Annotated in this window: 21 protein-coding genes; 11 read left to right on the top strand and 10 right to left on the bottom strand. The window is 64.9% G+C overall.

The window, feature by feature from the left end; all coding sequences use genetic code 11:
• Positions 1–10: 10 nt before the first annotated feature.
• A complete protein-coding gene (locus ACOYW5_RS09085; RefSeq protein ID WP_423068927.1) occupies positions 11–820 on the top strand; it encodes an SDR family NAD(P)-dependent oxidoreductase in 810 nt (269 codons plus the stop codon).
• 205 nt (positions 821–1,025) lie between these two features.
• Positions 1,026–2,081, top strand: coding sequence for an MraY family glycosyltransferase (locus tag ACOYW5_RS09080; RefSeq protein WP_423068926.1), 1,056 nt, complete (start codon positions 1,026–1,028; stop codon positions 2,079–2,081).
• Here the strand turns inward: ACOYW5_RS09080 and ACOYW5_RS09075 are convergent.
• Positions 2,031–2,189 carry a hypothetical protein gene (locus ACOYW5_RS09075; protein ID WP_423068925.1) on the bottom strand — a complete coding sequence of 53 codons (159 nt, stop codon included), beginning with the start codon at positions 2,187–2,189 and terminating at the stop codon, positions 2,031–2,033. The two genes, ACOYW5_RS09080 and ACOYW5_RS09075, sit on opposite strands and share 51 nt — an antisense overlap.
• Positions 2,190–2,456: 267 nt before the next feature.
• Here ACOYW5_RS09075 and ACOYW5_RS09070 point away from each other — a divergent pair, with 267 nt between their 5' ends.
• A complete protein-coding gene (locus tag ACOYW5_RS09070; protein ID WP_423068924.1) occupies positions 2,457–2,975 on the top strand; it encodes a CAP domain-containing protein in 519 nt (172 codons plus the stop codon).
• A 72-nt stretch (positions 2,976–3,047) separates the two neighbouring features.
• Here ACOYW5_RS09070 and glpK read toward each other — a convergent pair whose 3' ends face one another.
• Both glpK and glpD read right to left on the bottom strand, forming a co-directional pair.
• Positions 3,048–4,538 (bottom strand): glycerol kinase GlpK, encoded by a 1,491-nt coding sequence (gene glpK, locus ACOYW5_RS09065; RefSeq protein WP_423068923.1) that lies wholly within the window; start codon positions 4,536–4,538, stop codon positions 3,048–3,050.
• Positions 4,535–6,055, bottom strand: a complete 1,521-nt coding sequence (glpD, locus tag ACOYW5_RS09060; protein WP_423068922.1) for a glycerol-3-phosphate dehydrogenase — start codon at positions 6,053–6,055, stop codon at positions 4,535–4,537. The genes glpK and glpD overlap by 4 nt, the downstream gene beginning before the upstream one ends.
• Before the next feature lie 165 nt (positions 6,056–6,220).
• Between glpD and ACOYW5_RS09055 the strand changes: the two genes are divergently transcribed.
• Positions 6,221–7,156 (top strand): AEC family transporter, encoded by a 936-nt coding sequence (locus ACOYW5_RS09055; protein WP_423068921.1) that lies wholly within the window; start codon positions 6,221–6,223, stop codon positions 7,154–7,156.
• A gap of 145 nt (positions 7,157–7,301) precedes the next feature.
• On the opposite strand, the gene ACOYW5_RS09050 is transcribed toward ACOYW5_RS09055, so the two are convergent.
• Genes ACOYW5_RS09050 through ACOYW5_RS09040 form a run of 3 tightly spaced genes read right to left on the bottom strand, consistent with a single transcriptional unit; the run spans position 7,302 to position 10,495 of the window.
• Positions 7,302–8,102: a transglutaminase family protein gene (locus ACOYW5_RS09050; protein WP_423068920.1), complete on the bottom strand. Its 801-nt coding sequence runs from the start codon at positions 8,100–8,102 to the stop codon at positions 7,302–7,304.
• A complete protein-coding gene (locus tag ACOYW5_RS09045) occupies positions 8,102–9,046 on the bottom strand; it encodes an alpha-E domain-containing protein (RefSeq protein ID WP_423068919.1) in 945 nt (314 codons plus the stop codon). The genes ACOYW5_RS09050 and ACOYW5_RS09045 overlap by 1 nt, the downstream gene beginning before the upstream one ends.
• A 54-nt stretch (positions 9,047–9,100) precedes the next feature.
• Positions 9,101–10,495 (bottom strand): circularly permuted type 2 ATP-grasp protein, encoded by a 1,395-nt coding sequence (locus ACOYW5_RS09040; RefSeq protein WP_423068918.1) that lies wholly within the window; start codon positions 10,493–10,495, stop codon positions 9,101–9,103.
• 190 nt (positions 10,496–10,685) lie between these two features.
• Here ACOYW5_RS09040 and ACOYW5_RS09035 point away from each other — a divergent pair, with 190 nt between their 5' ends.
• Together ACOYW5_RS09035 and ACOYW5_RS09030 are read left to right on the top strand one after the other, a co-directional pair.
• Complete coding sequence (locus ACOYW5_RS09035; RefSeq protein ID WP_423068917.1) at positions 10,686–11,615, top strand: 2-hydroxyacid dehydrogenase; 930 nt, start codon at positions 10,686–10,688, stop codon at positions 11,613–11,615.
• A gap of 56 nt (positions 11,616–11,671) precedes the next feature.
• The gene (locus tag ACOYW5_RS09030) at positions 11,672–12,454 is read left to right on the top strand and encodes an SDR family NAD(P)-dependent oxidoreductase (RefSeq protein ID WP_423068916.1); all 783 of its coding nucleotides are present in this window, start codon (positions 11,672–11,674) and stop codon (positions 12,452–12,454) included.
• Positions 12,455–12,582: 128 nt separating this feature from the next.
• On the opposite strand, the gene ACOYW5_RS09025 is transcribed toward ACOYW5_RS09030, so the two are convergent.
• A complete protein-coding gene (locus ACOYW5_RS09025) occupies positions 12,583–12,984 on the bottom strand; it encodes a DUF1761 domain-containing protein (protein WP_423068915.1) in 402 nt (133 codons plus the stop codon).
• A 154-nt stretch (positions 12,985–13,138) separates the two neighbouring features.
• On the opposite strand from ACOYW5_RS09025, the gene ACOYW5_RS09020 reads away from it, so the two are divergent.
• Positions 13,139–14,794: an alpha-glucosidase family protein gene (locus tag ACOYW5_RS09020; protein ID WP_423068914.1), complete on the top strand. Its 1,656-nt coding sequence runs from the start codon at positions 13,139–13,141 to the stop codon at positions 14,792–14,794.
• Positions 14,795–14,843: 49 nt separating this feature from the next.
• Here ACOYW5_RS09020 and ACOYW5_RS09015 read toward each other — a convergent pair whose 3' ends face one another.
• The 3 genes from ACOYW5_RS09015 to ACOYW5_RS09005 all read right to left on the bottom strand — a co-directional run bounded on the left by ACOYW5_RS09015 (position 14,844) and on the right by ACOYW5_RS09005 (position 17,699).
• On the bottom strand, positions 14,844–15,155 hold the full coding sequence (locus ACOYW5_RS09015; protein WP_423068913.1) for a hypothetical protein: 312 nt from the start codon (positions 15,153–15,155) through the stop codon (positions 14,844–14,846).
• A 104-nt stretch (positions 15,156–15,259) separates the two neighbouring features.
• Entirely contained in the window at positions 15,260–16,312 is a 1,053-nt protein-coding gene (locus ACOYW5_RS09010) for an AbrB family transcriptional regulator (RefSeq protein WP_423068912.1), read from the bottom strand.
• A 226-nt stretch (positions 16,313–16,538) separates the two neighbouring features.
• Positions 16,539–17,699 (bottom strand): M20 aminoacylase family protein, encoded by a 1,161-nt coding sequence (locus ACOYW5_RS09005; RefSeq protein ID WP_423068911.1) that lies wholly within the window; start codon positions 17,697–17,699, stop codon positions 16,539–16,541.
• A 209-nt stretch (positions 17,700–17,908) separates the two neighbouring features.
• On the opposite strand from ACOYW5_RS09005, the gene ACOYW5_RS09000 reads away from it, so the two are divergent.
• The 4 genes from ACOYW5_RS09000 to fsa all read left to right on the top strand — a co-directional run bounded on the left by ACOYW5_RS09000 (position 17,909) and on the right by fsa (position 21,618).
• On the top strand, positions 17,909–18,667 hold the full coding sequence (locus tag ACOYW5_RS09000) for an electron transfer flavoprotein subunit beta/FixA family protein (RefSeq protein ID WP_423068910.1): 759 nt from the start codon (positions 17,909–17,911) through the stop codon (positions 18,665–18,667).
• Entirely contained in the window at positions 18,667–19,593 is a 927-nt protein-coding gene (locus tag ACOYW5_RS08995) for an electron transfer flavoprotein subunit alpha/FixB family protein (RefSeq protein ID WP_423068909.1), read from the top strand. Before ACOYW5_RS09000 ends, ACOYW5_RS08995 begins: the two co-directional genes overlap by 1 nt.
• A 104-nt stretch (positions 19,594–19,697) precedes the next feature.
• Positions 19,698–20,882: an aromatic amino acid transaminase gene (locus ACOYW5_RS08990; RefSeq protein WP_423068908.1), complete on the top strand. Its 1,185-nt coding sequence runs from the start codon at positions 19,698–19,700 to the stop codon at positions 20,880–20,882.
• 82 nt (positions 20,883–20,964) lie between these two features.
• The gene (fsa, locus tag ACOYW5_RS08985) at positions 20,965–21,618 is read left to right on the top strand and encodes a fructose-6-phosphate aldolase (RefSeq protein ID WP_423068907.1); all 654 of its coding nucleotides are present in this window, start codon (positions 20,965–20,967) and stop codon (positions 21,616–21,618) included.
• The last annotated feature ends 124 nt before the right edge of the window (positions 21,619–21,742 follow it).

The raw sequence follows: 21,742 nt of genomic DNA, 5'->3' as shown, positions 1-21,742 counted from the left end.
GAGGCCCGCCGTGGCAAAGGATCTTTCTGGCAAAATCGCTTTCGTGACAGGCTCGGGCCGCGGCCTGGGCAGCGTGATGGCGAAAAAGCTCGCCGCACGCGGCGCTGACGTCGTCGTCCACGACCTGACCTGGGAGTCAGCCGCCCAGTATGGCGAGGCCGACAATCTCGGCTTCATGATCAAGACGATCGAAGGTCTCGGCGTGCGCTCGATGGGCGTCACCGGCAATATCGGCGACCGCGACGCGGTGGCCAACATGCGCAAGGAGATCGAGGAAAAGTTCGGCCCGGTCGAAATCCTCGTCAACTGCGCTGGCGGCGACATCGGCGCGGCGGGTGGCAAGCCGGTGCCCAACAACATCCTCGGCATCACCTACGAGGATCTGATGGTACTCACCAACAACAACCTGATCGGCACCATGCTGGTGACGCAGGCCTTTGTGCCGCAGATGGTCGAGCGCCAGCACGGCATCGTCGTCAATATCGCCTCGGTTGCTGCCCATATCGGCGTGAGCGGCGGCGGCATTTACGCCACCCTCAAGGCCGCCGTCACCCACTACACCCGCTGCCTCGCCGAGGAGGTGAAGGAACACGGCGTCCGCGTCAACGTGGTGAGCCCGGGCCCGTCCAAGACCGCCCGTTTCCAGGCCACCCGCACGGTCGATCCGGACAAGATGAACTCCAACAAGGTCTCGATGGACCGCTACGCCGAACCCGAGGAAATCGCCGACGCGGTGGTGTTCCTGTGCTCGCCGGAAGCCAAGTTCATCCACGGGCAACTGCTCCGTGTGGACGGCGGGCTGCAGCTTTACGCGGGCTGAGGCCTGACTGAGACAGACGACCCCCTCCCATCCTCCCCCAAAAAGGGGGAGCTGCCTGCCGGCGCTTTAGGCACGATCGAAGAGGGAGCCTCTTCTCTTCACCTCCCCCTTTATGGGGAGGCCGGGAGGGGGCCGTCTCTCTCGGCCATCCCTTGTCCCCGCGACCGCCTCCCGCTAACCCTGTGACTCCCGTCCCGGAGCCACGATGCCCACTCTCGGCCTGATCCTCGCCGCCATCGCCGCGGTCGCGTCCTTCCTCACCGCCTGGTGGATCATGCGGCGCGCCGAGCGCCTCGGGCTGGTGCAGGAGCCGAACGCCCGCTCCTCGCACGCCACGCCCACCCCCACGGGCGGGGGGCTCGGCATCGCGGTCGGCGGCACCATTGCCGGCCTCCTCTGCGCGCTGGTGCTGCCGTTTCTCGGCGTGCCGGTGATCATGGCGTCGATCCTCATCGCCTATATCGGCTACACCGACGACCGCCGCCCGCTCGCCGCCCGCTGGCGCTTGGGCGCGCAGGTGCTGCTGATGGGCGCCGTCGTCGCGGTGCTGCCGCTCGGTGTGGTGATGGCGCTGACCGGCCTGCCGGAATCGGTGATCATGATCCTCCTCGCGCTTGGCGGAGCGCTGTGGATCAACCTCTACAACTTCATGGACGGCATCGACGGCCTCGCCGCCTCGGAGGCTATTTTCCTCATGCTCGGCGGCGCCCTCATCGCAGTTGCGTTCGAGCCTGGTATCACCGAGGACCCACGCCTGTGGTGGATGGTCGGGCTCGCCTCCGCCTCCCTCGGCTTCCTGCTGCTGAACTGGCCGCCGGCGAAGCTGTTCATGGGCGATGTCGGCAGCACATATCTCGGGCTGATGACGGCGTTCTTCGCGCTCACCACCATCACCAGCTTCTGGCTGAGCCTCTGGCAATGGCTGATCCTCGCGGCGCTGTTCCTCGCCGACAGCCTCACCACACTCGTCCGTCGCGTCATCCGGCGTGAGCGCTTCTGGGAGGCACACAAGCGCCATGCCTATCAGGCGCTGCAACGCCGCTTCGGCTCGCACCGCAAGGTGACGCTGCTCTATGTCGCGATCGACGTGGTGATCCTGTTGCCGCTCGCCTGGGTCGCCGGGCGCGCGCCGGAATGGGCGCCTGCCATCGCCGTGGCAGTCTTGGTGGTATTGGTGCTGGCAGCCCTCAGGGCTGGCGCCGGCGCGCCGCTAAAGCCAGAGGCTGAGGAAGTAAGCGCCGGCGCCAAGAATGGCCAGTGAGGCCGCGGCCGAGGCGACCAGCATGTTCCGCGCATAGCTCAGCTGCCGCGCCAGCTCGTGCCGGGTAACGGCGCGGACGTCGAAATGCTCGATCTCGTTGTCGATCATGGGCTAGCCCCTCCGCTATCGCCCAAGGGTGCGCGCGTCCGGGGAAACCGGCCAGCGCCATGCAAAATCATGCTTAATTAGATTCAAATGCCGTGTAGGCTCACCCGGAGCGTGATCAGGAAAAGTTGCAGACCTTTCCGGTTCGAGAGCGCGACAAAAACAAGAACCTTGCTCGCAGAAGCGTGTAATCGGCCAATTGCAGCGGCCTTGGCGTTGCCAAAATTGGCGCGCTCATGCCGCCGCCCCACGTTCGGATAGTCTCGCCTGATGCTTCGCCTGCGTTCCGGTTTCATGATCCTCGCTACGGCGATGCTGTTGGCGGGTTGCAGTTCGGTCGTTGCGCCGGCCCCCGGCCGGAACAGCACGGCCCCCGCGCCCATGCAGCTGAGCCAGGGCACGATCCTCGCGGCCATCAACGGCACCCGCGCCGCCAACGGCAAGCCGCCGCTGCGCTACAACGTGAAGCTCGAAGCCGCCGCCCGCTCGCAGGCCAACCTCATGGCCGCCAAGGACACGCTCTCGCACGATCTCGGCGTGACCCTGCGCCAGCGCGTCACCACCGCCGGCTACGATCTGGCAGTAGGCGAGAACGTCGCCGGCGGGCAATCGACGCTCGACCAGGCGATTTCGGGCTGGCTGGCGTCTCCGGCCCACCGCGACACGCTGCTCTCGACCAAGTTCCAGGAGTTCGGGCTGGCCGTCGCGACGGTGCCGGCGAACAGGAAAAGCAAGTACCGGGTGTACTGGGCGTTCATCGCCGGCGGGCCGTATGAGGCGTGGCACTGAGGGCTGGATGGCGGCGAAGCCGCTCTTCATCCTCCCCTGCGAAGCGGGGGAGGATGAAGGAGAGGCCAGCTCTCAGCTCGTCGACAGCGTCCGCCGCACCGCATCCCGCCACCCCTTCAGTTTCCGCTTCCGCTCCGCGTCGTCCATATGCGGGTTGAACTGCCGGTCGAGCGCCCAGCGGGCGGCGAACCCCTGCTGGTCCGGCCACACGCCGGCTTTGTAGCCGGCAAGCCAGGCGGCCCCGAGGGCCGTCGTCTCGAGGATGGTTGGGCGATCGACCGGCGTATTGAGGATGTCGGCGAGGAACTGCATGGTCCAGTCCGAGGCGACCATGCCGCCATCGACGCGCAGCACTGTATCGTTAGCGCCCTTCCAGTCCTTTCGCATCGCATCGACGAGGTCGCGCGTCTGGTAGCTGACGGATTCGAGCGCCGCGCGCGCCAGCTCCGCCGGCCCGGTATTGCGGGTGAGCCCGGTGAGCGAGCCGCGCGCTGCGGAGTCCCACCACGGCGCACCGAGGCCGACGAAGGCCGGGACGAGGTAGACGTTCTGCGTCGGATCCGCCTTGGCCGCGAGCAGGCCGGCATCGGAGGATTTCTCGAACGCCTTCAGCATGTCGCGCAGCCACTGGATCGATGCACCGGCAATGAAGATGGCGCCCTCGAGCGCATAAGTCGTCTCGCCGTTCAGGCGGTAGGCGACCGTGGTGAGCAGCCGGTTCTTCGAGCGCACCATGTCCTTGCCGGTGTTGAGCAGGGCAAAGCAGCCGGTGCCATAGGTCGATTTCAGCATGCCGGGACTGAAGCAGGCCTGCCCGATGGTCGCCGCCTGCTGGTCGCCCGCCGCGCCGTAGATCGGGATCGGCGTCCCGAACACTTCGGGGTCGGTGGTGCCGAAGTCGTCGGCGTTCTCCTTCACCTCGGGCAGCATCGAGCGCGGGATGCGGAAGAGCTTGAGCAGTTCGTCGTCCCATTCGCCGGTCTTGATGTTGAGCAGCAGCGTGCGGCTGGCATTGGTGATGTCAGTGGCGTGGCTCTTGCCGCCCGTCAGCCGCCAGATCAGGAAGCAGTCGACGGTGCCGAAGGCGAGTTCGCCCTTTTCCGCGCGCTTCCTCGCCCCCGGCACGTTGTCGAGGATCCAGGCGAGCTTGGTCGCGCTGAAATACGGGTCGAGCAACAGGCCGGTCTTCTTCGAGATCATCGGCTCGTGACCGGCCGACTTCAGCTTTTCGCAGAGCTTGGCCGTGCGCCGGTCCTGCCAGACGATGGCGTTGTAGATGGCCTTGCCGGTCGCCCGGTCCCAGACGATCGTCGTTTCGCGCTGGTTGGTAATGCCGATTGCGGCGATGTCCTGGGCCTTGAGGTTGGCCCGCTTCAGCGCCGTCTTGACGCTCCACAATGCCGTCGCCCAGATTTCCTCCGGCACATGCTCGACCCAGCCATCCTGCGGGAAATGCTGGGTGAACTCCATCTTGCCTAGCCCGGCGATCTGTTGCTGGCCGTCGAACACGATGGCGCGGCTCGAAGTCGTGCCCTGGTCGATGGCGAGGATATTGCCCGTCACGTCGAGATTCCCTCTTTTGCGAGGCGTTTGGCCATGTAGTCGGCCAGTGCCGCCTTCTCTTCCGCATTGAACCTAAGGCCCTGCTTGCTGCGCCGCCAGAGCACGTCGTCGGCGGTGCGCGCCCATTCGTGGTCCATCAGGTAATCGACCTCGACTTGGGTCAGCGTGCCGCCGAACAGGGTGCCGAATTCGCTCGCCGTTTGGCGGTTGCCGAGAATGGTTGGCACCAGCGTGCCATAGGCCCGCGTCATGCGCCGCAGCACGGGCAGTCCGAGCTTGGGATATCTCGACATGTGCCCGCGCAGCGTGGCTTCGAAGGCGGTGGGCGGAAAGTCGCCGCCGGGCAGCGTGCCGTCGCGCGTCCATTTCGGGCCCTTCGCTCCGATCAGCGCATCGATCTTGTCGACCACCTGCTCGCTGAGCCGTCGGTGCGTGGTGAGCTTGCCACCGAAGATGTTGATGAGCGGCGCCTCGCCCTCATCGCCCTCGGTCTTCAGCACATAGTCGCGCGTCGCTTCCTGCGCGGCGCTGGCGCCATCGTCGAACAGCGGGCGGACGCCCGAGTAGGTCCAGACGATGTCGGCGCGCGTGATCTGGCGGGCGAAATACTCGTTGGCGGCGGCGAGCAGGTAGTCCGTTTCCTCGTCGCTGATCTTCACGCCGGTGGGATCGCCGGCGAAATCCTGGTCCGTGGTGCCGATCAGGGTGAAATCGTGCTCGTAGGGAATAGCGAAGAAGATGCGGCCATCGGCATTCTGGAAGAAGTAGCAGCGGTCGTGGTCGAACAGCTTGTTGACGACGATGTGGCTGCCTTTGACCAGCCGCACATTGTGCGCGTCGTTCTTGCCCAGCGTTTCGGCGATCACATGATCGACCCACGGGCCGCCGGCATTGACCAGCAGCCGGGCCGAGGCGGTGCTGCGCTTGCCCGCCTTGTCCTGCATCTCGATGACCCACAACCCGTTCTCGCGCCGCGCCGAGGTGACCTTGGTCTGCACGTTGATGCTCGCGCCCTTGTCGGCCGCGTCGCGCGCGTTGAGCACCACGAGCCGGGCATCATCGACCCAGCCGTCCGAGTATTCGAATGCCACCTTGTGCCCCGGCTTCAGCGGCTTGCCCGCCGCGTCCTGCATCAGGTCGAGCGTCTTGGTCGCGGGCAACAGCTTACGGCCGCCGAGATGGTCGTAGACGAACAGGCCGAGCCGCAGCAGCCACGCCGGCCTGAGGTTCTTCTCGTAGGGTAGCACGAAGCGCAGCGGCCAGATGATGTGCGGCGCCGACGCCCACAGCACTTCGCGCTCGATCAGCGACTCCCGCACCAGCCGGAACTCGTAGTGTTCGAGATAGCGCAACCCGCCATGCACGAGCTTGGTCGCCGCCGATGACGTGCCCGAGGCCAGGTCGTGCATTTCGGCCAGCATCACCGAATGCCCACGCCCCTGCGCGTCTCGCGCTATGCCCGTCCCGTTCACGCCGCCGCCGATGATGAAGATATCCACGGGCGTGGTGGTGGTCATACGGTCGTCCCCGGTCGTGATGCTTGCGGCGATCTAGGAGAGAATGCGGCAGCTGATCAACGTCATAATGCGCGGAAATTCTTGCGTGAACTACATGTGGTGCCGCTCCATTGACCGGCGGACCGATCGCGTGCACTAGCAGGGGACACCTGTTCGGCCCTGCCCATGCTCGCCATCCTCAACGTCGTCCTGCCGGTCTTCGCGATCATGGCGCTGGGCAACCTCGCGGTCCGGTTCCGGATGTTTCCGTCCGAGGGCGTGCGCGGGCTGGTGATGTTCGTCAACAATTTCGCGACGCCCTGCCTCTTGTTCAACGCCATGGCGACGGCGGATTTCTCGACCGCCTTCCGCTGGGACGTGATCGTGCCCTTCTACGTTGGCGCCATCACGGTGTTCATCCTCGGCATCCTGCTCGCCGCGAAAGTGTTCAGGAACAAGCCGGGTGAAAGCGTAGCGTCGGGCTTTTCGGCCTTCTTCACCAACACCGTGCTGATCGGCATTCCGGTGATGCAGCGCGCCTATGGCGAGGATGCGCTGCTTACCGCCTTCTCGATCATCGCCTTTCACGCCTCGGTGCTGATCACCTTGGGCATGCTGACCATGGAACTCGTCCGCCGCGACGGCGCGCCGCTGCACAAGGCGCTCGGCGTGGCGGCGGTCCGCATCGTCTCCAACCCGCTGCTCTGGGGCATCGTCCTCGGCGCAGCGGCCAATTTCGCCAAGCTGGAGATGATCGAGCCGGTCGATGCCTTCATCACCATGATGGCGGCGGCGGTGACGCCCGCCGCGCTGTTCGGCCTCGGCGGTGCACTCAATGACTACAAGCTGAGCGAGAACTGGGCCCAGTCATTGTCGCTCTCGCTGCTGAAGCTGCTGGTGCAGCCCTTTATCGCCTGGGTGCTGATGGTCCACATCCTGCACGTCGACCACGAGTTCGCCCGCTACGGCGTGCTGCTTGCCGCCATGCCCACCGGCATCAACGCCTACGTGTTCGCGACTTACTACAATCGCGGCGTGAACGTCGCGACGAACACGGTGCTGATCTCGACGGTGCTGAGCGTCCTGACGGTCAGCGGCTGGCTGTATCTGCTGGGGATATAGCGCCTGACTGAGGCAGACGACCCCCTCCCATCCTCCCCCATAAAGGGGGAGGTGCCTGCCGGCGCTTGAGGCTGGATCGAAGACACAGCTCGACTCTTCACCTCCCCTTTGTGGGGGAGGCCGGGGGGCCTCTCTCTCGGCAACCCTACTGCGCCGCCTCGATGGTCATCGACAGCACCTTCGGCTCGCCTACCGCCGGCACCGCCCGCACGGCCATGGTCGACACAGCATCGAGCCCCACCGCAATGCGCACATGCCGGTCCGTCGGGCAGACATCCAGCACCGGGTCGAAGCCGATCCAGCCCAGCCCATCGTCAAACGCCTCGGCCCAGGCATGCAGCGTCGGCGTCTCGCTATCGGCGGCCAGATACCCCGAAACGTAGCGGGCCGGAATTTCGAGCGCCCGCGCTGCGCCGATGAAGGCATGCGCGAAGTCCGAGGCGGGCGGACGGGCCGCCTGCGCCTGAGTCTGCGACTGGCTCTGACCGTCCTGCGATTGCGACTGCTCGGCACTGCCGACCACCTCGCCGACGCGGGCCATCAGCGCGTGCAGCAGTGCGATGCGATCCTGCCCGCTTTTCGGCGCCGTGCGGAACTTGCTGGTGATCGCGCCGATTGGCTTGGTCAGCCCCGTCGGACGCCGGTAGAGGGCAGGGGGAATGTCGCCCTGCTGCCGGCCGATCACCCCGTTGCGGTCGATCGTCTCGACGACACCACTGACCGAGATGGTGAGTTCGGCGTCTGGCCTGGTCTGGCTGACGAGATGCGCCCGATTGCCGAACGCATCTATGAACGCTGCGGCGCGGTCGAACCCCGGCATCTCCACGGTCCATTCGCGGACGGTCTGTGTCGGCCCGGTCTGCGGCGTCAGCAGCACATGCTGAACGCTGCGGGCGATGCCGCTGCCGAGGGCGAGGCTGAGTCTATGTCGGATGGCGATCTGCATCAGTAGAAGTTGTAGCTCTCGGCGAGGGCGTCGGTGATGTTGTTGTTGCGGTTGATGAATTCGGTCAGGAACTCATGCAGCCCGTTCTCGAAGATGCGATCGACGCTGGTCGCTTCGAGCAGCTCGGCCACCGAGTCTACCGCATCGTGCCCCTTGGTGCGCGTGCCGTAGATCTCTTCCAGCATATCCACCGTGCGGTTGATCCAGTCGACGCAGAACACCAGCGAACGCGGCATTTCGGGCCGAAGGATCAGGTAATCCGCAATATTCCAGGCCTTGTAGCGGTCATGGTAGACGTGCCGGTAGCTGCGATGCGCCGATGCGGCGCGGAGGATCATCGTCCACTGCGCGATATCGACATCGCCGCCTACCATCGTCGCCCGCGGCAGCAGCACGTAGTATTTCATGTCGAGGATGCGCGCCGTGTTGTCGGCCCGCTCGACGAAATTGCCGATCTGGCTGAAGGCATAACCCTCGTCGCGGAGGAAGGTGGAGAGCAACGCCCCGCGATAGCGGTGGCTCACCTGCTTGATCCAGAACAGCAGTTCCTGGAGCTTGGCGCCCGAGATGTCGCGCGGGCGGATGGCCGAGAATTCGAGCCATGCGGCGTTGATCGATTCCCACATTTCCGTGGTGAGCGCCGTGCGGACCGAGCGCGCATTGGTGCGTGCCGCGAGCAGGCACGATTTCACCGACGAGTAGTTGTCCTCGTCGAAGATCATGTAGTCGGCGACGCTCTTGACGTCGGCGATCTGGTACTTGTCGTTGAACCCTTCATCGACCTCGGCCGCCTGCATCATCGAGACCAGGTGCTCGGAGGCGCCACCCTCGCGCCGCGAGGTTAGGCTCATGCGGTAGCCGACCTCGAACATGCGCGCCATGTTCTCGGCCCGCTCGATATAGCGGGAGAGCCAGAAGAGGTTTTGCGCGGTTCTACCGAGCATGGTACACCTCGGAGTTCGGCGCTTGGGGGGAGGGCAACAAGCTCTGTCTCATCCTCAATCCTCCAGCACCCAGGTGTCCTTCGTCCCGCCGCCCTGCGACGAGTTCACCACCAACGAGCCCTTCTTCAACGCCACACGCGTCAGCCCTCCGGGCGTGATCCGGATGTCGTCGCCGCACAGCACATACGGCCGCAAGTCGACATGCCGCGGCGCGATGCCCTTGTCGACGAAGGTCGGGCAGGTCGAAAGCGCCAGCGTCGGTTGCACGATGTAGTTGTCCGGCCGCGCCAGGATCTTGCGCCTGAACTCCTCGCGCATCGCCTTGGTCGAGGTTGGGCCGATCAGCATGCCGTAGCCGCCCGAGCCGTGCACTTCCTTCACCACCAGCTCTTCAAGATGCTCGAGCACATAGGCCCGCTCGTCGTCATTGGTGCAATTGTAGGTGGGGACGTTCTTGAGGAGCGCCTTCTCGCCGAGATAGAACTCGATGATCTCCGGCACATAAACATAGACCGCCTTGTCGTCGGCGATACCGGTGCCCGGCGCATTCACCAGCGTGACATTGCCGGCGCGATAGGCATCGAACAGCCCCGGCACGCCCAGCATCGAATCCGGCCGGAAGGTCAGCGGATCGAGGAAATCGTCGTCGATGCGGCGGTAGATCACGTCGACCCGCTCGGGGCCGGTGGTCGTCCGCATATAGACCTTGCCGTTCTCGACGAAGAGATCCTGCCCTTCGCAGAGCATGGCACCCATCTGGTCGGCGAGGAACGAGTGCTCGAAATAGGCCGAGTTGTGGATGCCCGGCGTCAGCACGACAAGATTGGGCGAGCCGTGGATGCCGCCCGGCGCCACGCTCTCCATCGTCCGCCGCAGCGTCTCGGGATAGGTCTCGACCGGGGCGACCTTGTAGCGCTGGAACAGCTCCGGCGCGAGCTGCAGCATCGCCTCGCGATTCTCCAGCATGTAGCTGACGCCCGATGGCGTGCGCAGGTTGTCTTCGAGCACGTACCAGTCGTCCGGACCGGTCCGAACCAGGTCCACGCCGATGATATGCGAATAGACCCCGCGCGCCGGATCGAGCCCCATCATCTCCGGGCAGAAGGCCGAGTTCTGCAGGATCAATTTCTCCGGCACCCGCCCGGCCTTCAGGATCTCCTGGCGGTGGTAGATGTCATAGAGAAAGGCGTTGAGCGCCCGCACGCGCTGCTCGATGCCCTTCGAAAGCTTGCGCCATTCGATCGCCGAGACGATGCGCGGGATGATGTCGAAGGGGATGAGCTTCTCGGTCCCCTCGTTGCTGCCATAGACAGCAAAGGTAATACCCAGCCGGCGAAACAGACTCTCGGCGTCAGCCGACATCAGGCCCAGGGCTTGCGGCGGCTGGTCCTTCAGCCACTCCTGCAAAATGAGATAAGGGTCGCGGATCGAGCTGTCCGCGTTATGCATTTCGTCAAACGGCGTTGCGGACATTAACTCCCAAGGGCTTACGGCCTATCCCACTCGCCACCATTGGTACACTTTTGTTGAAGGGCGACAAGCCGGGTTCGCGCGCAATAAAGCGGCAGCAGTGCCACCAATGTCGCCTTCACCCTCGCGCAAAACTACCATACAACACGCGCCAACAGGGGTAGGGACGATGCCGGAAGAGATTCTCCAGACGCACAAGCTGCATGACCGTTGTGAGAAGGCGCTCGCCGAGCGCTTCACCGTGCACAAGCTGCACACGGCGGCGGACAAGGACGCGCTGATCAAGGAGATCGGCGGACGGGTGCGCGCTGTCGCAGGTGGCAACGTCAATGGCGAGCTGATGGACAAGCTCCCCAAGCTCGAGATCATCGCCAATTTCGGCGTCGGCTACGACTCGATCGACACCAAGGCCGCCAAGGCGCGCAATATCCGCGTCACCAACACGCCTAACGTCCTCAACGACGCCGTGGCCGAGCTCACCATCGGCATGATGATCGCGCTGGCCCGCCGCATCCCGCAGGCCGATCAGTTCGTACGCCAGGGCAAGTGGGCCAAGGTCGGCTACCGCCTGCAGAGCGAGCTCACCGGCAAGACCGTCGGCATCCTCGGCCTAGGCCGCATCGGCAAGGAAATCGCCAACCGCGCCCAGGCCATGAAGATGCGCGTCGTCTATCATGGCCGGAAGAAGCAGGCCGACGAGCCCTATGTCTTCTACGACAACCTCACCGACATGGCGCGCGACAGTGACTGGCTGGTGATCATCGCGCCGGGCGGCAAGGGCACCGAAAAGATCGTCTCGCGCGAAGTGTTGGAAGCGCTGGGTCCCGAGGGCTACTTGGTCAACGTGGCGCGCGGCACGCTGATCGACGAAGCGGCCATGCTCGAAATGCTCAAGAACTGGAAGATCGCCGGCGCCGCCCTCGACGTGTTCGAGAAAGAGCCGGCCATGGATCCAGCGTTCTGGGAGCTCGACAACGTCGTACTCTCGCCCCACCAGGGCAGCGCCACCCACCAGACCCGCGACAAGATGGGCGACCTCGTCGTCGCCAACCTCGTCGCCCATTTCGACGGCGAGCCGCTGATCAGCGCTGTCGTGTAATTGCAGCGGGTGCCCTCGGGAGAGAGGGCGCCCACGCCGTATTGGAGGAAACCACTTTGCAGATTGAACTGAGCAACAAGGTCGCCATCGTCACCGGTGCCGGCCGCGGCATTGGCCGTCAGATTGCGCGCACCCTCGCCAAGGAGGGCGCGACCGTCATCATCCTCGATTTCAAGCAGGACCTGCTCGACGACGCCGCGGTCGAATGGACCGAAGCCGGCTGGCCCGGCACCCGCGTCTTCTGCGACGTGCGCGAAGCGGCGCAAGTCACCGCTGCAGTCAATGCCATCGAGCAGCAGTATGGCCGCGTCGATATCCTCGTGAACAATGCCGGCGTCGCTGCCGGCGCGCGCGTCGACAAGCTGCCCGAAGCGGTGTGGGATGCCAACTTCGACACCAACACCAAGGGCGTGTTCCTGATGTGCCAGGCGGTGTCGCCGATCATGCAACGCCAGGCCTCCGGCCGCATCATCAACGCGGCGAGCTTTGCCGCCATCATCCCGTCGATCGGCAGCGCCGCCTATGCGGCGAGCAAGTCGGCCGTGGTGCAGTTCACGCGCGTGCTGGCCGGCGAACTCGGCCCGTTCAACGTAACGGTGAACTCCTACTCCCCGGGCATGATCCCGACCCAGATGAACGGCTACGCCAACCTGCCCGACGCCCGCGCCCAGCGCCTGCTCGACACCCTGACTCTCCGCCGCTGGGGAGACGCGCAGGACGTCGCCAACCTCGTCTGCTTCCTGGCGTCGGACTTGGCGGCGTATATCACTGGGGCGTCGATCGACGTCTCGGGCGGCAAGTTCGCCACGCAGATTCCGTCGGTGGCTTACGAGGGGTAGGCACCGGACTCGCGCCAAACTCGGTGTCATCCCTGCGAAGGCAGGGATCCATCTCACCGCCCGCGCCAGCTGAGGGTTGGTCCCCTCTTTCGCAGAAATGACAGCCAGTGGGTCTTGCTGGGCCCAATCTACCGCCAGACCGCCAGCAGCGCCCCCATCAGCACCAGCGCGATCAGGTTGTTGCCGAGGTTGATGGCGATCAGCTTCAGCGAACGGTTCTCGTAGCCCCAAAGCGACACCAGGAGCGTCGCCTGGAAGCCCAGCCACACCCACAACCCGGCCAGCGCTCCGTTGAGCCAGTCGGTAATCCCGGCACCGACGATGATATTGGCCAGCGCGAAGGCCATGATCAGCGACGCGATGATGTCGACGACCATCGCCTTGCCCAGACCTGCCTGCATCTTCTCCGGCGTGATCCCGGTGAGCGCCTGCCAAGGCTTCAGCAACACCGGCGGCGAATACCAGCCGAAGCCGACCGCCATGCGGATAATGGCGGCAACGAGCACGGCCAACCAGTTGATAGGCAGCATTTTGCGAACTCCCCAGGCGCCCCTCGCGCTGGGACGAATTCTACCGCCGAAGCAATCTGCGCCGCAATCGACGCGCGACCGCCATTCCGCCAAAGCGGTTGCCTTTCCACGAGCCCGCCGCGACACTGCCCGCAACTTTGCGGCGGAGGTTTCGATGACGGATTGGTGGCGTGGCGCGGTGATCTACCAGGTCTATCCGCGCTCGTTTCAGGATACGAACGGCGATGGCGTCGGTGATCTCGCCGGTATCATGCGGCGGCTCGATCACATCGCCAGCCTCGGCGTCGATGCGATCTGGCTCAGCCCCATCAACCAGTCGCCGCAGCGCGACATGGGCTACGATGTCTCCGACTACAAGGAAGTCGATCGCCTGTTCGGTCGCCTCGAAGACTTCGACGACCTGATCAAGCGCGCCCATGCGCTGGGGCTGAAAGTCATCATCGACCAGGTGCTGTCGCACTCGTCCGACCAGCACCCTTGGTTCCGCGAAAGCCGGCTGAGCCGCACCAATTCGCGCGCCGACTGGTATGTCTGGGCCGACCCCAAGAAGGACGGCTCGCCGCCCAACAACTGGCCATCGGTGTTCGGCGGCAGGGCCTGGGAGTGGAACCCCTCCCGCGGCCAGTACTACTTCCACAATTTCCTGATCGAGCAGCCCGACCTCAACTTCCACAATCCGGCCGTGCAGGATGCGCTGCTCGACGTGATGCGCTTCTGGCTCGAGCGCGGCGTCGATGGCTTCCGCCTCGACACGGTCAACTACTACTTCCACGACAAGCTCTTGCGGAACAATCCGCCGGCCCGCCGCCCCAAGCACCTGCCTTACGCGGTGAACCCCTACGACATGCAGGAGCACCGCTACGGCAAGAGCCAGCCCGAGAACGTCGCGTTCTTGAAGCGCGTGCGAAAGCTGCTCGACGAGTTCCCCGGCTCGACCACGGTCGGCGAGATCGGCGACAGCCACAAGGGCCTGCAGCTGATGGAGGAATACACCTCCGGCGGCGACAAGCTGCACATGGCCTACACCTTCGACATGCTCGGGCCGGAGTTCACCGCGGAGCATTTTCGGAGCAAGCAGCAGAAGTTCTTCACCGGCGCCCCGAACGGCTGGCCGTGCTGGGCCTTCTCCAACCACGACGTCATGCGCCACATGTCGCGCTGGGCCCCGTATTCGGCAAGCCCGGCTGCGCTGTCGCGGCAGGCGGCGGCAATGCTGCTGAGCTTCAAGGGCTCGGTCTGCCTCTACCAGGGCGAGGAACTGGGCTTGCCCGAGGCCGACATCCTGTTCGAGGAACTGACCGATCCGCCGGGCATCCGCTTCTGGCCCGAGTACAAGGGTCGCGACGGCTGCCGCACGCCGATACCATGGGAAGAGGGGGAAGCGCCGAACGGCTTCTCGACGGTCAAACCCTGGCTGCCGGTAAAGCCGGAGCACTCGGCGCTCAACGTCGCGTCGCAGAATTCCGATCCGGCTTCGACCCTCAACTTCTACCGGGCGATGATCGCCTTCCGCAAAGCCCACCCGGTGCTGCTCGACGGCGATATCGAGTTTCTGAAGGCCGGCGAACCGCTACTGGCGTTCCGCCGCCAGGCGAGCAAGACCAGTAACGAGACCATGACCTGCCTCTTCAACCTCTGGGGCGAGCCGATCACGGTGACGTTGACGGGCGGCGAGGGGCTGGAGCCGCTCGAGCTGTCGCAGGGCGCTGAGCGCAGGAAGACGAAGCTGAAGCTCGCGGCCAACGGGTTCGCGTTCTTCGATACGGCCGAGATGAAGGTGGCTTTCGGGGGGCGGAAGAAGAAGGCCTAGGCTGGACGGGTCCTGATCCTCCGCTGCGAAGCGGGGGAGGATCAGAGTCTCAATCCACCCGGCGATAGTCGTCCGGGTCGTAGTACTCGTTCCGCCATGTCCCATCGAGGTTCTGCACGAACGCCTCGAGGCAGCCGTCGCCGAGCAGGCGGACAGAGCGTGCCTCGATGCCGTGGCGGCGCTTGAGTTCCATCTTGTAGATCTGCTCGTCCATCTGCGGATCGTTGACGCCGCTGCCGAACCCGACGTGGAACTCTATCTTGAGGCCGGCCGGGCCCCTGTCGACATTACAGCGTTCGCGGGCCAGCGCCGGTGTCGCGGCGAGTGCGAGTGCGATCGCGGCAAGGGGCAAGAGGCGCATGGCAAATCTCCGCGGAGCGCTTTCAGGAAAGTTGCAGACTTTTCCGGTTCGAAAGCGCGATAGATCAAGTCGAGCCAGCACTTGCGCCGACAATTGCGGCGCCGCTACGGCAAATCCTTGTCGCGCACCAGCATGGCGACCACCGGAATCGCGACCGTCAGCATGAGCAGCCGGCTGACATGATGCGCCGCAATGAAGGCGGTATCGAACCCGAGCGCGATGCCGAGCGCCCCCATGCCCTCGAGCGCCCCCGGCGACAGCCCGAGCCAGATCTGCCCGAACGGCATATCGACGAACGGCGTCACAACGAAGGCGATGATGGTGACGATGGCCACGGTCAGCGCCGTACCGGCGAGCCCGCCGATCGCCGCCTTCTTGAACTCATCCATGGTGATGCCGGAAAAGCGCGAACCGATCAGCGCCCCGACCATTATGAACACGCCGACGAGGAACAGGGGCGGGATCTGCCCCTCGAACAGCCCCGCGAACTTGGCACTGATCGAGGTCGCCATGGCGCCGAGTGCGAAGCCCGCCGGAATGCGCAGCCGCGTGAAGATGTAGCCGACGATGCCGCAGGCGATGGCCACCGAGACCAGCGTTGTCAGCTCCATCGGCGGCGCCGAGCTGCCGCCTTCGTACTGCCCGATCGGCAGGAACAGCGCTCCGATCGGCACGCAGATGGTGAGCAGCAGGATGCGGATCACCTGGATGATGACGATCTGCCTCGTGTCGCCGACGCCGGCCGCCGCGATCGACATCACGAAGCTCAAGTGTCCCGGGAACGAGCTGAGGTAAGCCGTGCCGCGATCGAGCCCGAAGAGTTTTCGCAAGAGGTACCCGGTCAGCGTGATGATCAGGATGAGTTCGAGGACGAGCGCCGCCAGCGTCACCGGCCACTGCACCATCAGCGCCAGCGAATCGCGCGCCACGCTCGCCCCCATCGAGAGGCCGGTGAGTGTGAATGCGACATCGCGCAGCCAGTTCGGCAGCATCACCCTGACGCCACCGAGCGCCGCGATGGCAACCAGCAGCGCTCCGCCCATCAGCCACGCGGCAGGCAGGTTCAGCAGCGCCGCGACGCCGCCGCCAGCTGCCGAGATCAGCAATGTCAGGATCGTCCGCCGGGCAATCTCGCCGGCATGAAGGGCGGAAGTCATCGACGGGATTCGGTTGGTGGGAGCGGCAGTATCGGACGGATGTGGGCAGGGGGAAAGTGGGCCGTTCGTTGAAGGCCGATGTCAGCCGCCCCACCCTCATCCGGGCTTCGCCCACCTTCTCCCATCAAGGGAGAAGGCCCGACTGCGATTGCTGTGGAGGACCCTTCTCCCCTTGTGGGAGAAGGTGCCCGAAGGGCGGATGAGGGGTAGGCCCCACGCGCTGAACTCATCCCCGCGAAGCGTTCTCTACCAGCTTCACCAGGTAGCTCACCCCTACCGGGATGATCTCGTCGTTGAAATTGTACGTATCGGAATGCAGCTCGCCGCTGTCGCCGTTGCCGAGGAAGGCATAGGCGCCCGGCCGGGCCCGCAGCATGTAGGAAAAATCCTCGCCGCCCATCTTCGGATCGACATTGGCGTCGACCCGGTCGGGGCCCGCGACCTGCTCGGCCACCCCCACGGCATAGGCCGCCTGAGCCTCGGCATTCTCGGTCACCGGATAGCCGCGGTGGTAGTTGATGTCGGCCGTGCCGCCGAAGGCTTCGACGATGCCCTTGGTCACGGTGTGCAACTGCACCTCGACGAGGTCACGCACCTCTTCGTTGAGCGAACGGACTGTGCCGGTGAGCTTCACCGAGCGCGGGATGATGTTGAACGCCTCGCCGCCCTGCAGCATGGTCACGCTCAGCACCGCCGAGCGGATCGGGTCGACGTCGCGCGACACGATCGTGTGCAGCGCCATGATCAGCTGCGCGCTGATCATCACCGGATCGATCGTATTCTGCGGCCAGGCAGCATGCCCGCCCTTGCCCTCGATGACGATCTCGAATTTGTCGCTCGCCGCCATCAGCGGACCGGCGCGCAGAGCGATACTGCCGGCGGCCTGTCCGGGCATGTTGTGAAGGCCGAACACCTGTTCGACGCCGAACGTGTCCATCACGCCCGCTTCGACCATGGCCTTGCCGCCCGCGCCGCCCTCTTCGGCCGGCTGGAAGATCAGCACTGCCTTGCCGTCGAAGTTGCGCGTCTCGGCCAGATATTTCGCGGCGCCGAGCAGCATCGCAGTATGCCCGTCATGGCCGCAGGCATGCATCCGGCCGGCGTTCTGGCTGGCATAGGCAACGCCCGTGCGCTCGTTGATCGGCAGCGCATCCATGTCGGCGCGCAGCCCGATGGTCGGCCCGGGGCCGCGTCCGTTGATCACCGCCACCATGCCGGTCTGCGCAATGCCGGTCTGGAGTTCATCGACGCCGAAACTCCGCAGCAGCTCCGCGACTTTCCCCGACGTGCGCGGCAGGTCGTAGCCGAGTTCAGGGTGCGTATGAAAATCTCGGCGCCATTCGGCGACTTCGTCGGCGAATTCCGCGATGCGGTTGATGACGGGCATAAGGTAACCTGGGTCCGTAAAGCCGCACTGTGCCGGGGTGGACAGCACGGCGTCAACCCGCGGGAACGCAAACATGGCCCACCAAACATGCGGACAGAGGTCAGGTACACCTTTCTCACTGAGACCATCCATCAGGTCAGAATTTCCCCGCCCAACCTTGCTCGGATCGGGCATTTCTGCAAAAGACCGGGCACTTTCGGAGGGAACCGATGAAAATCCTCGTTGCCGTCAAGCGCGTCGTCGATCACGCCGTGCGCGTTCGTGTCCGCCCCGATGGTTCTGGCGTCGAGACCGACAATGTGCGCATGTCGATGAACCCGTTCGACAAGCACGCCGTCGAGGCTGCCGTGCAGCTCGCCGAGGCCGGGCACGCGACCGAGATCGTCGTCGTCTCGATCGGCCCCAAGCAGAGCAACGACGTGATCCTCACCGCTCTGGCCATGGGCGCCCACCGCGGCATCCTCATCGAAGCCGATGGCCGGGTGGAGACCCTGGCGGTCGCCAAGCTCCTGAAGGCGGTTGTCGCCGAGGAAAAGCCGGATCTGGTGCTGCTCGGCAAGCAGGCTGTGGACGACGATTCCAACCAGGTCGGCCAGATGCTGGCGGGCCTCCTTGATTGGCCGCAGGCGACGTTTGCGTCCGAGATCAAGGTGGTGGACGGCGGCCTCGAAGTCACCCGCGAGGTCGACTACGGCCGCGCCACCATCGGCGTTTCGCTACCCGCCATTGTCACCGCCGATCTCCGCCTCAACACCCCGCGCAACGCCGCGCTGCCGATGGTGATGAAGGCCCGCTCCAAGCCCTTGGCCGTGCGCCCCGTCGCCGAGTTCGGCATCGATGTCGCGCCGCGACTGAAGGTCGAAAAGACCAACCCGCCCGCCGAACGTCCGGGTGGCCGCACCGTCGCTTCTGTCACGGAGCTGACGAGCGCTATCAAGTCCGAACTCTCCGAACTGGAGGCGCGCTGATGACTGTCCTCGTTCTCGCCGAACACGATCTCGGCAAGCTCTCTGCCGCCACGGCCCGCATCGTCGCCGCCGCTGAAAAGCTCGGGCCCGTCGACCTGCTGGTCGCGGGGCAGGGGGTCGCCACCGTTGCTGCCGAAGCGGCGCAGCTTGCCGGCGTCGAAAAGGTGCTGGTCGCCGACAGCGCCGAACTCGCCTCGCTCTCGGCCGAAGCCGTGGCGAAGCTCCTCGCTGAGCTCGCCGAACCCTACGCCCACATCGTCGCCGCCTCTGCTTCCACCGGCCGTGACGCCATCCCGCGCCTCGCGGCGAAGCTTGACCTGATGCCGATCACCGACGTGATCGCTATCTACGGCCCGACCCGTTTCGATCGTCCGATCTACGCCGGTAACGCCATCGAGACGGTGTCGTCGGGCGAGGCCAAGCACCTCCTCACTATCCGCGCCTCGGCCTTCCGCCCGGCCGTCACCGGCAACAACGCGCCGGTGCACGCGGTGAACCCGGCTGTCACCGCGGTGGCGAAGTTTATCGCCGCGCACCGCACCGAGAGCGAGCTGCCGGAACTCTCGACCGCCCAGATCGTCGTCGCCGGCGGCGTCAGCTTCGGTTCGGCCGATAAATTCGCGCTGGTGGCAGGCCTTGCGAAAGTCCTCGGTGCTGCGGTCGGCGCTACCCGCGCCGCGGTCGATGCGGGCTACGCACCGAACGACTGGCAGGTCGGCCAGACCGGCAAGATCATCGCCCCCGATCTCTATATCGGCATCGGCATTTCCGGTGCGCTGCAGCACCTCGCCGGCATCCAGGGCGCCAGGAAGATCATCGCCATCAACAAGGACCCCGAAGCCCCGCTGATGAAAATCGCGGACATCGCGCTCGTGGGCGATCTGTTCGAGGTGGTGCCGCAGCTGATCGAGGGGCTGAAACGGTAGCCTCTTCATACTCCCCCGCGCAGCGGGGGAGTATGAGGGCCCGTTGCAATTCCGCCCATCCCGCCTATAAACACCCCCGCATTTATCTCCCCGGAACCCCGTGAATGTTTGAGACCCTCAAGAAGGCCACGCTCGACAAGATTTTCGTGCTGATGGCCGAGTACGCCGCCGATCCCCGTGACGGTAAGATCGACCTTGGCGTGGGCGTCTACAAAGACCCGGGTAACAACACCCCGATCATGTCGGCGGTGAAGAAGGCCGAGCAGCGCATCCTCGATACAGCCAAGACCAAGACCTACAAGGGCGTGGTCGGCAACAAGGAGTTCTCGTCCGCCATTGTCGACCTCGCGCTTGGTGGCGTGGTCGACAAGTCGCGCATCCGCACTGTCAACGGCGCGGGCGGCACCGGTGCGCTGATGATCCTGCTGCAGGTGCTCGGCCGCGCGCGTCCAGGTGGGCGTATCTTCATCTCCGAGCCAACCTGGCCCAACCACATTCCGCTCGCCGAGAATGCCGGGCTGGAAGTGAACTACTACCCCTATTTCAACACCACCACGCGCGGCGTCGATTTCGACGCCATGCTGAAGGTCCTCGACGACCTCACGAGCGACGACATCGTCTTGCTGCACGGCTGCTGCCACAACCCGACCGGCGCCAACCTGACGAACGCCCAGTGGGACAAGGTGGTCGAGAGCCTCAAGCGCACCGGCGCCTTCCCGCTGGTCGATCTCGCCTATCTCGGCTTCGGCGATGGCCTAGAAGCCGACGCCTATGGCGTGCGCAAGGTCGCCTCGAGCCTGCCCGAGTCGCTGATCGCCTTCTCGGCATCGAAGAATTTTGGCCTCTATCGCGAGCGCGCCGGCGTCGCCATCGCCATCGCGAAGGACAGCGAGACCGCCGACGTCGTCTCCTCGCAGATGCAGAACATCATCCGCGGCACCATCAGCCAGACCCCGGATCATGGCGCCGAAGTCGTCCGCGTCATCCTCGAAGACAAGGAGCTGCGCGCCGAATGGGAAGCCGAGCTCACCGAGATGCGCGAGCGCATGAAGCGCCTGCGCGTCAAGCTCGCCGATGCCATCCGCCAGCGCTCGAACTCCAAGGACTTCGACTTCATCGCCGAGCATTCCGGCATGTTCTCGCTGCTCGGCTTGCCCGAGGATGTGGTCACGAAACTGAAGCTCGACGATGCGATCTACATGATCAACGACAGCCGCATCAACGTCGCCGGTATTCCCGAGGATCGCGTTGGCGAGCTGGCCGACAAACTGCTGGCCGCGGTGCGCTAAATCAAGCTGGCGCGGCTTGTTCTGCGCCGGATTTCGACTACCTATTGAGTAGAGAAAACACACCTCCTGGAGGGGAACAAAAATGAAGTTCTTCGTCGATACCGCTGAGATCAAGGATATCCGCGACCTCTACGCAACCGGCCTTCTGGACGGGGTGACGACGAACCCCTCGCTCGTCGCCAAGTCGGGCCGCGACTTTAAGGAAGTCATCAAGGAAATCTGCTCGATCGTGCCGGGTCCGGTCTCGGCCGAAGTCGCCGCCACCGACTACGAGGGCATGGTCGCCGAGGGCCGCGTCCTCGCCAAGATCGCCGACAATGTCGTGGTCAAGGTGCCGCTGACCATCGATGGCCTCAAGGCCACCAAGACCTTCCATTCGGAAGGCATCAAGATCAACGTCACGCTCTGCTTCTCGCCCAACCAGGCGCTGCTGGCGGCCAAGGTCGGCGCGACCTACATCTCGCCCTTCCTCGGCCGGCTGGACGACATCAATCTCGACGGGGTCGAACTGATAGAGAACATCCGGACCATCTACGACAATTACGCCTTCTCGACCGAGATCCTCGCGGCCTCGATCCGCTCGCCCAACCACGTCACCGAAGTGGCGCTGGCGGGAGCCGATGTCGCGACCATCCCGCCGGCCCTGATCTACAAGCTTGCCGACCACCCGCTGACCAAGTCGGGGCTCGAGCAGTTCGTGAAGGACTGGAAGGCCACGGGCCAGAGCATTCTCTGACCAATTGGCTGGAAGGGCCGGTTCGCTTGGCCGCCCCCTCCACCGCCTTCGGCGGTCCCCCTCCCCCGTGAACGAGGGAGGATCATCGCACCGCTGGTGGCCCCAGGCTGCTGTGGCACAACCT

Origin of the sequence: Devosia sp. CN2-171 (assembly GCF_049354815.1) — a bacterium.
In the GTDB taxonomy this organism is placed as follows: Bacteria; Pseudomonadota; Alphaproteobacteria; order Rhizobiales; family Devosiaceae; genus Devosia_A.
Note: the sequence above shows the minus strand (reverse complement) of the source record. Positions and strands in the feature narration are given on the sequence as shown.

Bases quoted from the DNA above. Each gene is read 5' to 3' on its own strand.
- ACOYW5_RS09080 (WP_423068926.1), top strand. From the start codon at position 1,026: ATGCCCACTCTCGGCCTGATCCTCGCCGCCATCGCCGCGGTCGCGTCC.
- ACOYW5_RS09075 (WP_423068925.1), bottom strand. From the start codon at position 2,189: ATGATCGACAACGAGATCGAGCATTTCGACGTCCGCGCCGTTACCCGG.
- ACOYW5_RS09070 (WP_423068924.1), top strand. From the start codon at position 2,457: ATGCTTCGCCTGCGTTCCGGTTTCATGATCCTCGCTACGGCGATGCTG.
- glpD (WP_423068922.1), bottom strand. From the start codon at position 6,055: ATGACCACCACCACGCCCGTGGATATCTTCATCATCGGCGGCGGCGTG.
- ACOYW5_RS09055 (WP_423068921.1), top strand. From the start codon at position 6,221: ATGCTCGCCATCCTCAACGTCGTCCTGCCGGTCTTCGCGATCATGGCG.
- ACOYW5_RS09050 (WP_423068920.1), bottom strand. From the start codon at position 8,102: ATGCAGATCGCCATCCGACATAGACTCAGCCTCGCCCTCGGCAGCGGC.
- ACOYW5_RS09045 (WP_423068919.1), bottom strand. From the start codon at position 9,046: ATGCTCGGTAGAACCGCGCAAAACCTCTTCTGGCTCTCCCGCTATATC.
- ACOYW5_RS09040 (WP_423068918.1), bottom strand. From the start codon at position 10,495: ATGCATAACGCGGACAGCTCGATCCGCGACCCTTATCTCATTTTGCAG.
- ACOYW5_RS09035 (WP_423068917.1), top strand. From the start codon at position 10,686: ATGCCGGAAGAGATTCTCCAGACGCACAAGCTGCATGACCGTTGTGAG.
- ACOYW5_RS09025 (WP_423068915.1), bottom strand. From the start codon at position 12,984: ATGCTGCCTATCAACTGGTTGGCCGTGCTCGTTGCCGCCATTATCCGC.
- ACOYW5_RS09020 (WP_423068914.1), top strand. From the start codon at position 13,139: ATGACGGATTGGTGGCGTGGCGCGGTGATCTACCAGGTCTATCCGCGC.
- ACOYW5_RS09015 (WP_423068913.1), bottom strand. From the start codon at position 15,155: ATGCGCCTCTTGCCCCTTGCCGCGATCGCACTCGCACTCGCCGCGACA.
- ACOYW5_RS09010 (WP_423068912.1), bottom strand. From the start codon at position 16,312: ATGACTTCCGCCCTTCATGCCGGCGAGATTGCCCGGCGGACGATCCTG.
- ACOYW5_RS09005 (WP_423068911.1), bottom strand. From the start codon at position 17,699: ATGCCCGTCATCAACCGCATCGCGGAATTCGCCGACGAAGTCGCCGAA.
- ACOYW5_RS09000 (WP_423068910.1), top strand. From the start codon at position 17,909: ATGAAAATCCTCGTTGCCGTCAAGCGCGTCGTCGATCACGCCGTGCGC.
- ACOYW5_RS08995 (WP_423068909.1), top strand. From the start codon at position 18,667: ATGACTGTCCTCGTTCTCGCCGAACACGATCTCGGCAAGCTCTCTGCC.
- ACOYW5_RS08990 (WP_423068908.1), top strand. From the start codon at position 19,698: ATGTTTGAGACCCTCAAGAAGGCCACGCTCGACAAGATTTTCGTGCTG.
- fsa (WP_423068907.1), top strand. From the start codon at position 20,965: ATGAAGTTCTTCGTCGATACCGCTGAGATCAAGGATATCCGCGACCTC.